Source organism: Ruegeria sp. AH7, assembly GCF_056541325.1.
The window spans coordinates 586212-600360 of the sequence record NZ_JBQFYF010000002.1; the positions used below are offsets into that span (position 1 = coordinate 586212).

Here is a 14149-nt window from a genome sequence, read left to right on the forward strand (position 1 = left end):
GCGAGTTAATAAAATATGGCTTCGGACAGACAGAATCTTCAGGACGCGTTCCTGAACAATGTACGGAAAGCAAAGGTCCCGGTCACGATTTTCCTGATCAATGGTGTAAAATTGCAGGGTGTGATCACCTGGTTCGACAATTTCTGCGTATTGTTGCGCCGCGACGGACAGTCGCAGTTGGTATACAAACACGCGATTTCGACGATCATGCCATCGCAGCCGATCAGCCTGTATGAGGGCGAAGACGCCTCTTGATGGAACATGAAAGGGCGCACACCCGGGCCTGGGTGCTGCATCCTGAAATCAAATCAGATGAACAGCGCCGCGTTCCCGAACCGGCGCTGGAAGAGGCGGTGGCACTGGCTGCCGCATTGCCCGATCTGGATGTGATCGGGTCCGAGGTCGTGCGCCTGCAACGCGCCCAACCCGGGCTGCTGTTCGGCAGTGGAAAGATCGAGGAACTGGCCGAACGGCTGCATGACGCCGAGGTCGAGCTGGTTTTGATCGACGGACCGGTGACTCCGGTGCAGCAACGCAATCTGGAAAAGGCGTGGAAGGTTAAAATACTCGACCGGACCGGTTTGATCCTGGAAATCTTCAGCGATCGCGCCCGCACCCGCGAAGGGGTGTTGCAGGTCGAAATGGCGGCGCTCAGCTATCAGCGGACGCGACTTGTGCGGGCCTGGACCCACCTTGAACGTCAGCGCGGCGGATTGGGCTTTGTCGGTGGTCCGGGTGAGACGCAGATCGAGGCCGACCGGCGCGCCATTGATGAACAACTGGTCCGGCTGCGCCGCCAATTGCAGAAAGTGGTTAAAACGCGGACCTTGCACCGCGCGGCGCGGGCCAAGGTGCCGTATCCGATTGTGGCGCTGGTGGGCTACACCAACGCGGGTAAATCGACGCTGTTCAACCGCCTGACCGGGGCCGAGGTGATGGCCAAGGACATGCTGTTCGCCACGCTGGACCCGACCATGCGACGGGTCGTTCTGCCTGACGGACCCGAAGTGATCCTGTCGGATACGGTGGGGTTCATCTCGAACCTGCCGACCGAACTGGTTGCGGCCTTCCGGGCCACGCTGGAAGAAGTTCTGGGTGCCGATCTGATTGTCCATGTGCGTGATATCAGCCATGAAGACTCGCAAGCGCAGGCCGAAGATGTACAAGCGATTCTAACCGCGCTGGGTGTAGATGACGAACGCCCGATGCTTGAGGTCTGGAATAAGACCGATCTGCTGGAGACTGACGAGAAAGAAGCGACGCTGGCGCGGGCCGAGCGTGATCCGGCGATCTTCGCAATCTCCGCTGTGACCGGCGAAGGGGTCGAGCCGTTGCTGGCAGAGATTGCGCGGAAACTGCAAGGCGTGCGCCATCAGGCCACGCTGTCTCTCGGCTTTTCCGAGGGCGACAAGCGCGCCTGGCTGTTCCGTCAGGATGTGGTTCGATCTGAAGAACAAACTGAAGACGGGTTTGAAATCACCGTCTTATGGACCGATAAGCAGGCCGCGCAATACGCAGGGCTCTAAGTTCCGTCGCGGCCAACTTGCCTTTGATACTCTGCCAGATCAAACCACCAGTTTGAGGACCGTATCTTGTGGCTTGGGTCCAGTTCCCATTCCTCCCACCCGCGGGTCACGACCGCATTGCCTGTTTCTGTATGTTTGCCTTCCAGCGTCCAGACGAATAGAGCCCGGGGCCCGGCCCATCGCAGCATGTCGCATCTGAGGTCAAGATCGGGGATCTCGGCAAACAGGTCTTGCGCCATAGCAGCAATCGCATCGCGGCCTTCCAAAGGTTCGCCGCCGTTGATCACCATCTGGCAATCCGCCGCGAAATAAGCTGCAACGGCAGCAGCGTCGCCAGAGCTCCAGGCGATGGCATAGTCGCGCGCAAGGTTGTTCAGGACGTCCCGAATGCTGGCCATGATTGCCCCCTTGGTCCCAGAAGATCGGTGTCGGGATGGTAGGGGAAATTCGTCAATCGTTCCATGACGCCCCGCCAAACAGGGCGGGGAGTCGCCGAATGGGCGGATTATTGCGGGATCAGATTTGTCACACCAACGGCGGCGGCGCGGGCCAGATCGATATCCAGCGACATCGGGATGTATTCACCGCGCCGCCAAAGCTGTGCCTGATCATCGTAGTAGCGTGACAGGAAATGCCCGGATTGCCCGGTCGAAGTGATGAAGACCGAACTGTCGGGATCGGCGAAGTCATAGACACCGCGATAGCCTGCGCCGTGCACGTTCTGGAACGGGTCGGGCCCTTCGCCCGAGGTGCGACCGCGCAGCAATGTATTGTCCCCTCCGCTGGTCGATTGGCGGATGTTCACAAAATAGCGCAACACCGGCACCTCTCCCAAAACGGGGTGGTCGTGGGTTGCCTGATGGGCATCGCCCCAGCGCAGAGTTTCCAGCGCGCGGCCATAGTTCTCGGCGATCCAGATCAGGGCATCATCCAGCGCCAGTCGCGCCATGTCTGTACAGGTTTCAACCGGCGCACTTTGGCGCACATCACACCAGACAGAGGCGCCGTCGATATCGCGGTAGACACGTTCAATGAACAAAGGTTCGACATGTTTGTATTCGCTGGCTAGTGGGCCAAGCTCATCGGCGATCAAACGGATCTGCAGCGCGCGCAGCCAGGCGGCGTAAATCAGCGGTTCGGGCAGATGTTCATTCATCTCACCATTCCAGTCGGCCAACAGGGACAGAGCGATTTGGCGCTGACGTTCCGGCGTCCCCTCGGGGGCGGATTCGCCGGTAAACCACAGGTCAGCCCCGATCAGGGGCAGCAGTGACCGCGCCGTAAAGCTGACCGTGTCCAGTTGCGCTTCGATAAAGCTGTCGCGGGTGTGAACCTCGCGCGATTGCATCAGGCGTTCCCAACGATGGACGCGCTGGGTGTCGCCCCATTCGTATGAGACATGGTTGGGGAAGGGCCGGTCGATGATCTTGTTGTTGGTGTTGCCCAACAGCCCGCCGACCGGAGACACAAATTCCGGGTTATTGGCGTAAGGCAGGCGGCCTTGCCATCGGTTGGCCTCGATCCAGCCAGGTGTAGGGATGCGACCCTTGCTTTGATTGCGCAGGGCGCGCTGGGGCATTGCACCGATAAGCTTCATGCCAATGGTGTCCGTGTCGACCAGTGACAGGTTTTGCGAGGGTGAGATAAACAGTTCGGCGGTTTCGATGGCCTCTGATACCGAGTTCGCGTTCATCAGACCCATCGATGCGGTCATTGAAGTGTCGTTGGGGCTTAGCGCCGTCCACGACAAGGAGACGACATGACCTGGTGGTGTCACGGTTTCAAGATCGTAATGGCTGCCGGGCAGCACAGGACCATTCTCGGTCCAGCGCAAGGTCAGGGTGATTGGCGCCTCGTCTTTGATCTCAATGATCGAGGGGCGAGTGCGGAATTCCTTGTGTCCGTCGGGTGTCAGGTATTCTTCCGGGTTGTCTGGGTTCAATTGCTCGATATGCAGGTCCTGATCGTCCAGATAGGACGAAGTAAGGCCCCAACCGAGTTGATCGCTGCGTCCGCTCATGACGGCGGGAATGCCGGGGATCGTCGCTCCGATCACGCCACCGTTTTCCAGCCCCAAATGGGCCAGATACCAGATGCCGGGCGCGGTGAACCCCAGATGCGGGTCGTTTGCCAATAGGGTGCCGCCGCTGGCTGAACGTGCGAGCGCTGCGGCCCAGGCGTTTGAGGCTCCCGCTAGCCCGCGTTTCGGGAAGGGCGACAGGGGCGTATCGGGCATCTCGGTGCCGGCCGCGTATCGGGGCAGACCTGGGAACAGATCGGCATATTCCGGCAAGGCTGCAATCCCGGCACCCGGAACGTCTGGCAATATGTCGGCCAGGCGTGCTGGGTCGTTCAACATCAACGACGTGCGGGCGCGTAGAACTTCGTCTTGCAAGTGGCCGGAAAGCTGTAGTCCCATCAGCTTGATCACAGCGATGCTGTCGCCCGGTTGCCAGGGCGACACCGGCGCGTTGAATAGGAACATCTCGGGCGCGCCGCGCCCCAGCGCGTCTTCGTTGATTTGGCTCAGACGGGCGTTGACGCCTGCCGCATAAGCGCGCAACGCGGCTTTGGTATAGTCATCCTGGGCATCCAACGAACGATGGGCCAAGCCATACAGATCAAGGCGGCGCAGCAGCTTGTCGATGGGCACGGTACGGGCCCCGAAGATCTCGGACAAACGGCCCTGCGCGGTGCGGCGCATGACCGTCATTTGCCACAGACGGTCCTGCGCATGGGCAAAGCCTAGGCCAAAGAAAACATCCGGGTCCGTTTCCCCCAGAATATGGGGGACGTTTGCGGTGTCCCGTATGATCTCAACAGGGGCGGATACCCCTTGTACTTCAAGGGTTTGATCATAATCGGGCAGGGACTGGCTGGCCAGATAATAGATCAAACCAATCGCTGCAAGCACCAGCAGGATCAGGCCTGAGGTGATACGCACCAGCCAGCGAAAAACAAGACCCATAGTTGCCCCACTTACCCGTTCAGTTTCTGTTTGCGTCAAGACTAAAGGATGGGGCCCTTAACCGAAAGAGAAACGCGGCGGGAACTTGCGTCAAACCCGGACAAAGACAAACCCCGCCGCAAATATCGCGACGGGGTTGGCCAAGGGGGGGTGGTGTAACTGGTTCAGGGAATGATGCGGGTGTATTTGGTGCCCTCGACCGTGGCACCGATTTGCAGACCGGCTTGCCCGAAGACAGCGGCCAAAACCGGTGAACGCAGCGTTGTGGTGTCGGTCGACAGGGATTCACCCTGATCGCTGACCACGTAGCCCACATCGGCCCCGGCGGTCCAACCGCTGGAGCGGCGGAAATCATTCAGCGCGTCTTCGGTCATGAAGAACAGCACATGGGCGTATTGCTGGGCCCCGATTTGCAGACCCGCAGTGCCCTTGACGGCCGAGTAGTAATCAACCGTTGCATCATTGATGCGCAGTGCGCCGCGGCCATATCCACCGCCAAAGACAAACCCGGCTTCGGTGATCAAAGGCATGACCAGCAAGCCATTGGCTTTGTTGGCAATTTCAACCGTATTGGGGTAACGGCTATACATTTCGGTCAAGGTTGCATCGACGCGCGCATCAATCGTCGCAGCGTTCGAGTTGCCTACTCCGTTGCCGCAAGCGGCGGTCACGGTAAGACCGGCCATGCCAAAGGCAAAGCCGCGACGGCTCAGTCGGGGGGATTGGGAACTGCTCATGTTTCCTGTCTCTTGTATTATGTGCCTGATATGTCGGGTGATCCCGATCTTATGTGCAAGAATACGCCGATTGCCGCGTCATGTCACGGGAAAGCTTTAGTCTGTCCAGCGAAGATCGGCGAAATGCCGCGACAAACTGGGGTTTTAGCCCTGCATGATGCGCGCGACTTGTGGGGCAAAATAAGTCAGGATGCCATCACATCCGGCACGTTTGAACGCCAGCAAGCTTTCCAGCATCACCTTGTCTCCATCGATCCACCCGTTTTGCGCTGCCGCCTGGATCATCGCGTATTCACCCGAGACCTGATAGGCATAGGTCGGTGCGCCAAACGTGTCTTTCACGCGCCGACAGATATCCAGATAGGGCATGCCGGGCTTGATCATCACCATATCGGCCCCTTCGGTCAGATCGCGTTCGATCAGGCGCATCGCTTCGTTCGAATTGGCCGGGTCCATTTGGTAGGTTTTCTTGTCACCCGTCAGCGCACCAGATGCGCCCACCGCATCGCGGAAGGGCCCGTAAAAGGCGCTGGCATATTTTGCGGCGTAGCTGAGGATCATCACGTTGTGGTGGCCTGCGTCCTCCAGCGCTGTACGCATCGCTCTGATCCGGCCATCCATCATGTCTGACGGCCCGATGATATCGGCCCCAGCCTCTGCCTGAGCGAGGGTCATCTTGACCAGTGCCTCAATGGTCTGATCATTCACGATCTCGCCATCCACCACATAGCCGTCATGGCCGTTGATGTTGTACGGATCCAGCGCCACATCGGTCATGACTGCGATGTCCGGCGCCGCAGCCTTGATCGCGCGGATGGCGCGGTTCGACAGGTTGTCAGGGTTCCAGGCCTCGGCGCAGTCTTCGGTTTTCAGCGTCGCGTCGGTATAGGGAAAAATGCAAAGCGCAGGGATACCAAGCGCTTGCGCTTCAACTGCTGCCTTCGCAATCAGATCGACCGAACGGCGCATGACGCCAGGCATTGACGGGACAGGTTCTTCGATCCCTTCACCATCGCGCACGAAGACGGGCCAGATCAGATCATCTGTGGTCAGCGTGCTTTCGCGCACCAAAGCCCGGATTGCACCAGATTGCCGCGCCCGACGAAAGCGGGTCAGAGGGTAGGGGGCGATGGTTGGTTTCATGGCGCGTGCTCCTTGAACATTGCCGCATTGGGTGGCATGAATTCGCCAAGGGCTCAAGGGTACCAATGAACGCGCCGCTGCGATAGAACCCCCTGAGGATTTGAATAAAGGGCTGGGTTTGGACTGGTACACCTCGATCTTCGAACTCATCGACATGCGCAGCTTTTCGAATCTGTGGTTCTGGATCGTCCTTGCAGTGATATGGTCGACGGCCAGCCATTGGGTGATGGGGGTGCCCTATGATCTGGTCGTTCGCGCGCGTCGGGTTGGTGGCCAGGTCGAAGTTGACTTGCTGGATATCGTGCGGATCAACACCAATCGTTTACTCTATTTCCTTGAAATGTCCGGGGTTATTATGCTGGCGTTGGTTTGCTTTGTATTTACCGGCATGGCGACGATGGGCTTTTACTATGGGGTCGAGTTTGCGCAGGCCCTATTCCTTTTGATGTTTCCAATGGTCATCGTCACGCTGATTAACATCTTTCACGCTCGCCGCTTACGGCAGCATGAACTGACAATGGACAGGGTCGCCAAATCCCTGTCGCGCTGTCGCTTGTACACCCAAATCATCGGCATGATCTCGATACTGGTCACTTCGCTCTGGGGCATGTATCAGAACCTCTCGATTGGCGTTCTGGGATAGCGAAATCTGAAAGGCAAGGCGATGAAGGCTCCGAACCACGTGACAGTCGGCGGCGCCCCGGAAGGGTATGATGCGCAGCTTGTCCTGAACGAGATCGCGCGTTCTGGGGCTCCGGTGTGCCACGTCGCGCGGGACGACAAACGGATGGAGGCGATGCGCGCCGCATTGGCCTTCTTTGCGCCCGATCTGCCCGTCTTTGTGTTTCCCGGATGGGATTGTCTGCCTTATGACCGGGTGTCGCCCAATGCCGATATCGCGGCGGCGCGGGTGGCGACGTTGGCGGCTTTGGTTCACCAGATGCCGGATCGGTTCGTTCTGTTGACTACGTTGAATGCCGCGACTCAGCGGGTGCCTGCGCGGGATGTGCTGCGCGAGGCTGCGTTTACGGCGCGTGTGAACCACCGGGTAGATGAGGATGCACTACGGCAGTTTCTTGTGCGCATGGGGTTCACTCAAAGCCCAACGGTCATGGAGCCCGGTGACTACGCCATACGTGGCGGTATCATCGACATCTTCCCGCCGGGTGAATCCGGCCCCGTCCGGCTGGACCTGTTCGGCGATGTACTGGACGGCGCGCGTCGGTTTGATCCGGTCTCGCAACGTACTACCGAAAAGCTTGAAGTGGTCGAGCTTGCCCCCGTATCCGAAGTCATTCTGGACGAGGCAGCCATCACACGGTTCCGTCAGAACTATCGCATCGAATTCGGCGCGGCGGGCACAGATGATCCGCTCTATGAAGCCGTCAGCGCGGGTCGCAAACATCAGGGCATCGAACATTGGCTGCCGTTCTTTCACGAGAAGCTTGAGACCTTGTTCGACTATCTGCCCGGCGCAACCATCTCGCTGGACGATCAGGTCACACCGGCGCGGTTGGCGCGTTGGGACTCGATTGAGGACCAATATGAAACCCGGCGTCTGGCGCTGGAAAATCGCTCGCGCATGGATACGGTTTACAAGCCGACGCCGCCCGGACTGCTCTATCTGGACGACGCGGAATGGGAGCAAGTCGTAGGCGACCGTCGGGTGATGCAGTTCAGCCCGCTGCCGCAGGCCAGCGGGCCGGGCGTCATAGATGCAGGCGGTCGGATTGGGCGCAACTTTGCCCCGGAACGCCAGCAGGAAAGCATTAGCCTATTTGGCGCTCTGGCTAGCCATATCACCAACAAGCTTACCAAAGGCCCGGTCCTGATCGCGTCATACTCCGAGGGTGCGCGTGAACGTCTGACAGGCCTGATCGAGGATGAAGGTTTGGCCGAGGCCATCCCGGTCACCGTCGGCGCTCGCGTCGGCAAGCGTGGGCTGCATCTGGCGGTCTGGGCGCTGGAACACGGGTTTGAAACCCCTGACCTGACGGTGATCGCCGAGCAGGATGTGCTGGGCGACCGCTTGATCCGGCAACCCAAGAAACGGCGCAAGGCCGAGAACTTCCTGACCGAAACCCAATCGCTGTCCCCTGGTGATCTGGTCGTGCATGTGGACCATGGCATCGGGCGTTATATGGGGATGGAGGTCGTCACGGCGGCCGGTGCGGCCCATGAATGCCTGCTGCTGGAATATGCCGAACAGTCCAAGCTGTATCTGCCGGTTGAAAACATCGAACTGCTGTCGAAATACGGCCATGACGAAGGCCTGCTGGACCGTCTGGGCGGCGGCGCATGGCAGGCGAAAAAGGCCAAACTGAAAGAGCGCATCCGCGAGATGGCGGACAAGCTGATCCGCATCGCGGCTGAGCGTGCCTTGCGCAAAGCGCCCGTCATGGACCCACCACCCCATGCATGGGACGAGTTTAGTGCTCGGTTCCCATACCAAGAAACCGATGATCAGTTGCGGGCCATCTCGGAAGTCATGGAGGACATGAATTCCGGCGCGCCGATGGATCGCCTGATCTGTGGTGATGTGGGTTTCGGCAAGACCGAGGTCGCCATGCGCGCCGCCTTTGTCGCAGCCATGTCAGGCGTGCAGGTGGCGGTTGTTGCGCCAACCACATTGCTGGCGCGCCAGCACGCGGCGTCGTTCAGGGAACGGTTCCGAGGCTTCCCGCTGGAAGTGCGCCAGCTCAGCCGCTTTGTCTCGGCGAAAGAGGCGCAACAGACCCGCGACGGGTTGGCGCGCGGCACGGTGGATATCGTGATCGGCACCCATGCCTTGCTGGCCAAGGGGGTGCGGTTCCAGAATCTCGGCTTGTTGATCATCGACGAAGAACAGCATTTCGGTGTCGGCCACAAGGAACGCCTGAAACAACTGCGCTCAGACATCCACGTCCTGACCCTGACCGCCACGCCGATCCCACGAACGCTGCAATTGTCCCTGACTGGTGTGCGGGAACTTTCGATCATCGGAACACCTCCGATCGACCGGCTGGCCATCCGCACCTATGTCAGTGAGTTCGATGCAGTTACCATCCGCGAGGCGTTGCTGCGTGAGCACTATCGCGGCGGGCAAAGCTTCTACGTGGTGCCGCGCATCTCGGACCTGCCCGAGATCGAGGAGTTCCTGAAAGAACAACTGCCGGAACTGACCTATGTGGTTGCGCACGGCCAGATGGCTGCGGGTGAACTCGACGACCGGATGAACGCCTTCTACGACGGGAAATATGACGTGCTGCTGGCCACGACGATTGTGGAAAGCGGGCTCGACATTCCGACGGCCAACACGATGGTCGTGCACCGAGCCGATATGTTCGGCCTTGCGCAGCTTTATCAAATTCGCGGCCGGGTGGGGCGGTCGAAATCCCGCGCCTATGCCTATCTGACCACCAAGCCGCGCCAGAAACTGACTGCTACCGCCGAAAAACGCCTGCGGGTTCTGGGCTCTCTGGATACGCTAGGGGCTGGTTTCACTCTGGCCTCTCAGGACCTCGACATTCGCGGGGCTGGCAACCTGTTGGGCGAAGAACAATCCGGCCAGATGCGCGACGTGGGCTATGAACTCTACCAGTCTATGCTGGAAGAAGCGATCGCCAAGATCAAAGCGGGTGAGATGGAGGGGCTGTCGGATGCCGACGACCAATGGGCCCCGCAGATCAATCTGGGTGTCCCGGTCCTGATCCCGGAGCACTACGTGCCCGATCTGGATGTGCGGTTGGGCCTTTATCGCCGCCTGTCCTCGCTGTCGACCAAGGTCGAGCTGGAAGGCTTTGCAGCTGAACTGATCGACCGGTTCGGTTCATTGCCGAAAGAGGTCAACACGTTGATGTTGGTCGTGCGGATCAAGGCGATGTGCAAACGGGCCGGGATTGCCAAGCTGGACGGCGGGCCAAAAGGTGCGACCATCCAATTCCACAATGACAAATACGCCTCGCCCGAGGGGTTGGTTGAATTTATTCAGAACCAGCGCGGTCTGGCCAAGGTCAAAGACAACAAGATTGTGGTCCGGCGCGACTGGAAGAAAGACAGCGACAAAATCAAAGGAGCCTTCGCCATTGCCCGTGATTTGGCGGAAAAACTGATGGCCCAGAAGAAAAAGGCAAAAGCCTAGTCGCCGGTTACAAAGGTGCAAAGTTGCCAGTCGCCTGCGTCGGATTTCACAAAAGCGGCCCGGTAGCCGACCATGGACCACAGAAAATCGCTGTGCATATAGCCGAATGTGCCATCGGTCAGTCGCACCAGCTGGTATTCAGCCCCTTCCTGATAGTCGGGGATCAGGACGACCTCGTGGCTGATGAAATCCACGATGGCCCCGCTCCGCGCCGATGAACGACGCAGAGTGACTCGGTCTCCGGTCACAAAATAGGCTAGAAACGGGTCCAGCGTAGCAGGCAGACTGATCCGCCATTGATGCGGCATCCAGAACTCGCCCTGATCGTCGAAGTAACCGGGTTGGGACAAAGTGTTCTCTAGTGCGGACCAGTATTCCGCACGCATATCATCGGCCTGATCCCGGTATTCCTCATCCAAAGTTTCGGGTGGCACCGTCAGGCTTTCGCGAAATGCTTCGGGGCCGCTTTCTGTGCCGTGGCTGATATAGATATCCGGGCAGGCGACGGCGATCACGGCCTCGGTATCGCGGGCGGCGACTTTGGTCAGAAGGTCTTCTCGGAACGCGGCGAGCGACGGGTCATTGCCAGCCTGATCCACGGGGGGGAAGCTTTGGCGGTCGGCCCAGGCTGGCCCGCAGATCAGGACGGCCAGCGCAAATATCAGTGATTTCATTCAGCAGCTCTCATCGCGGCTTGGGCGCAGAAACAAGATGCGCCGACAGCACCGTCAGCCCTTGCTAGTGCGAGGTCAAGCCGTTGTTTGATCTGTTTGATCTCAACCGTCTCGCCGCGTGCTTTCAGGCAGTCATGCAGGCCCTTCAGGCTCCAGACATTGTCGGGGTGGATCGAGGCGCGGCTGAGGTTGCCGCCCAGACCCAAATCCTCGCGATAAACCGCTTCTGCCTCGGCCACATGGCCCTGTTCGAACAGCAAGGCCCCAAGGGCATGGCGCGTGGGCTGCATCCAGCCCCACGGCTCATCATAGGGCAGGGTGTCGTCCAGCTCGACCGAACGGTGTAGATGGGCAAATGCCATCTCGAAATTGCCTTTGCGATATTCGATCTCACCGCGCAGCATTTCGGTTGCCACGTCCAGCAGGTCGATCACGCGGTTGTTGTGCAGCCGCCGCGCCTCGGGCACGCAGGCTTTGGCGCTGAGGAACAGCTGTTCCTCGGCCTCGGCCTGCGCCACATCGCCGGTTGCGGCATGGGCAATCGCGCGGGCGTAATGCGTGGTTGCCGTCAGCGTGCGGAACAGGTCGGGGTCTTCGGGCAACTCCAGCGCCTTGGCCTCTTCCCAGCGGCCAAAGCGGATCAGGATATGAGGGCCCATCGACATGTAGCTTTCGAAGAAATCCGCCATGGGCGGGCTTTCGACGCGCAGCATTTCTTCGGGCGTGGTGTCCCAAAGCCCCTGATTGGCGTGCAGTGCGGGCTCCATCTGGCCCAGAAACAGCGCGCCATAGATGGTGAAGTGATAGTTGTGCTGGCGATAGCCGGTATAGATGTTGAACGCGCCCTCGCGCTCATAATACTTAAGATCAGCGACCGAGGCTTTTTCGTTCCAGTGCACCACATTCTGATAGTGCCCGCAAAGCACATCGATATGGGTGGGCATATGCACCAGATGCCCGGCATCGGGGACCAGCGTGCGCAGCACGTCGCCTGCTTTCAGCGCTTTTTCCGGGGTTGGCGACATCTCCATCAGATGAACGTATAGATGCAGAAGGCCGGGATGAGACATCGCGGCGGGATCATTTTCCATCGCCCATTCCAGCGCCTCTTTCGCCTCTAGTGTGGCGGCCCCCTCGGCGGGTTTGCCGGTGCTCAGATCCCACATTTTCCAGGGGGTCAGGTTCAGCAGGGATTCGACGTAGATCGTGCGTAGGTCCAGATGTTCTGGCTGGGTGGCGAAGGCTGCGCGCATGGCGTCGGCGAAGTCGAAATCCCATCGATGCATATCCTCGACCGGGTCCCGTTGCGGGTAACGAGCGGGCAGAGCCTGGATCAGCGCCTTTTCAACTTCGTTGCATCCATCTATGAGCGCTAAGGCTTGCCGTGTGGCATCGTAAGCCTTAGCCAGCGCTTCTTGCCGCCCTCGGTCGTCCTGCAAATCCCAAGGCAGGTTATAGTTCGGCCCGGCAGCATAAGCGACGCCCCAATGGGCCATGGCGCAATTGGGATCATGCGTGACAGCCTTTTCGAAACATGCCACCGCTTCAGTGTGATTGTAGCCATAAGTCCAGACCAGACCATGGTCGAACCATTGTTGCGCTTCGGTTGAGGACGTGGTCACAGGACAGGTATGGCTGCCTAGATCATAATCATAGCTCATTGCAGAAGCTCCCCCGAATTTGGCAGCAGGGTACCGCGATTTAACCTGTCTGCACAGGGTCAGGCGGAAATCTGTTTTCGATCCGACCCATGTGAACCATCAGGCCAAATGCCGTGATACACATGGTCAGAATGCCAATTGTCAAAGGCGTGATCGAGCCATCGAACAGCAACCCGATCGGGGCGGCAATGGCGGCGGCCAACACGGTGGCGACCGATCCAATCACCGAAGCGGCCATGCCCGCGATATGGCCCATCGGCTCCATCGCGATGGCGTTGAGATTGCCCATGGTCACACCGGCCATGAAGAAAACAGTTGTTTGCCATGCCACAAATAACGCGAAGGACGCATTGGGTGACATGGGGATTGCGCTAAGTACGATCACAAGCGCCGTGATCAGGATTTGCCCCCCAAGTGCCCATGTCACCATGCGGCGCATTCCAATACGCACCACCAACGCGGCGTTCAGCAGACTGGCAGAACCTGAGATCAATGCCACAAACCCAAACCAGAACGGAAAGCTGTCCGCGCGATCATGGATCACGTCATAAACAGGCTGCACCATGGTCAACATAGTGAACAAGATGCCCATGCAGAGGGTCTGCACCAGGATCGAGAGGCGCACAGTGGGGTGGGCAAACATCTCTTTCGTGGCAGTAACCATCAGCGGCAGGCGGAACGGGCGGCGGTTTTCTTTCGCCAGCGACTCGGGCAGGCGGCTGCCCATCCAGATGCACACGATCACGGCGAACAGAATGAACAGGGCAAAGATGCTGCGCCAGCCGAACAGGGCGATAACGCCTGCGCCCAGCATGGGGGCGACGGCAGGCACCAGCGTGAAGATCATCATTGCGATCGAGATGATCCGAGCCATGATCCGACCGGAATAGAGATCGCGAATGATCGCCATCGCCACTACGCGCGGACCTGCGGCGCCAAGGCCCTGCGCCACGCGGGCGGCCAGAACCAGCTCGAGCGACGAACTGGCCCAAGCCACGGCAGAAGCTGCGATATACAGCGCGACGCCGCCATAAATCACCGGCTTGCGCCCGAACGCATCTGACAGAGGGCCGGTGAAAAAGGTCCCAATCCCCATACCCAACACAAAGGATGTCAGGATCAACTGCGCGCGGTTGATATCATCCGGGCTGAGCTGCGCGCCGATCTCGGGCAGTGCGGGCAGCATCGAGTCGATGGAAAAGGCGATGGTCGAGAACATCATTGCGATCAGCGCAATGAATTCCCCTCGGGACATACGATTGGCCATGGGCGCTCCTTACCTGTTCGCGCTATCACGGCAGATCAGGTTGCGCCAGACCG

At 59.3% G+C, this 14149-nt stretch carries 11 protein-coding genes; 4 read left to right on the forward strand and 7 right to left on the reverse strand.

Annotated elements, in window-relative coordinates:
* Window positions 1-15: 15 nt before the first annotated feature.
* Entirely contained in the window at window positions 16-255 is a 240-nt protein-coding gene (hfq, locus tag ACR0JX_RS07505) for an RNA chaperone Hfq (protein WP_010440340.1), read from the forward strand.
* Entirely contained in the window at window positions 255-1526 is a 1272-nt protein-coding gene (gene hflX, locus ACR0JX_RS07510) for a GTPase HflX (RefSeq protein ID WP_480542747.1), read from the forward strand. Before hfq ends, hflX begins: the two co-directional genes overlap by 1 nt.
* Here the strand turns inward: hflX and ACR0JX_RS07515 are convergent.
* From ACR0JX_RS07515 to hemB, 4 genes are all read right to left on the reverse strand, one after another.
* Window positions 1523-1924 (reverse strand): SgcJ/EcaC family oxidoreductase, encoded by a 402-nt coding sequence (locus tag ACR0JX_RS07515; RefSeq protein ID WP_480542750.1) that lies wholly within the window; start codon window positions 1922-1924, stop codon window positions 1523-1525. The genes hflX and ACR0JX_RS07515 overlap by 4 nt on opposite strands.
* Before the next feature lie 107 nt (window positions 1925-2031).
* On the reverse strand, window positions 2032-4494 hold the full coding sequence (locus tag ACR0JX_RS07520; protein WP_480542752.1) for a penicillin acylase family protein: 2463 nt from the start codon (window positions 4492-4494) through the stop codon (window positions 2032-2034).
* Window positions 4495-4658: 164 nt separating this feature from the next.
* Complete coding sequence (locus ACR0JX_RS07525) at window positions 4659-5231, reverse strand: lipid-binding SYLF domain-containing protein (protein ID WP_480542754.1); 573 nt, start codon at window positions 5229-5231, stop codon at window positions 4659-4661.
* Between the two features lie 144 nt (window positions 5232-5375).
* On the reverse strand, window positions 5376-6374 hold the full coding sequence (gene hemB, locus ACR0JX_RS07530) for a porphobilinogen synthase (RefSeq protein ID WP_480542756.1): 999 nt from the start codon (window positions 6372-6374) through the stop codon (window positions 5376-5378).
* A gap of 118 nt (window positions 6375-6492) precedes the next feature.
* On the opposite strand from hemB, the gene ACR0JX_RS07535 reads away from it, so the two are divergent.
* Window positions 6493-7017 carry a component of SufBCD complex gene (locus ACR0JX_RS07535; protein ID WP_480542758.1) on the forward strand — a complete coding sequence of 175 codons (525 nt, stop codon included), beginning with the start codon at window positions 6493-6495 and terminating at the stop codon, window positions 7015-7017.
* 21 nt (window positions 7018-7038) lie between these two features.
* Window positions 7039-10494: a transcription-repair coupling factor gene (gene mfd, locus ACR0JX_RS07540; protein ID WP_480542760.1), complete on the forward strand. Its 3456-nt coding sequence runs from the start codon at window positions 7039-7041 to the stop codon at window positions 10492-10494.
* Here mfd and ACR0JX_RS07545 read toward each other — a convergent pair.
* Genes ACR0JX_RS07545 through ACR0JX_RS07555 form a run of 3 tightly spaced genes read right to left on the reverse strand, consistent with a single transcriptional unit; the run spans window position 10491 to window position 14096 of the window.
* On the reverse strand, window positions 10491-11168 hold the full coding sequence (locus ACR0JX_RS07545; protein WP_480542762.1) for an SH3 domain-containing protein: 678 nt from the start codon (window positions 11166-11168) through the stop codon (window positions 10491-10493). The genes mfd and ACR0JX_RS07545 overlap by 4 nt on opposite strands.
* Entirely contained in the window at window positions 11165-12829 is a 1665-nt protein-coding gene (locus tag ACR0JX_RS07550; protein WP_480542764.1) for a tetratricopeptide repeat protein, read from the reverse strand. The genes ACR0JX_RS07545 and ACR0JX_RS07550 overlap by 4 nt, the downstream gene beginning before the upstream one ends.
* A gap of 40 nt (window positions 12830-12869) precedes the next feature.
* Complete coding sequence (locus ACR0JX_RS07555) at window positions 12870-14096, reverse strand: multidrug effflux MFS transporter (protein ID WP_480542766.1); 1227 nt, start codon at window positions 14094-14096, stop codon at window positions 12870-12872.
* Window positions 14097-14149 lie beyond the last annotated feature (53 nt).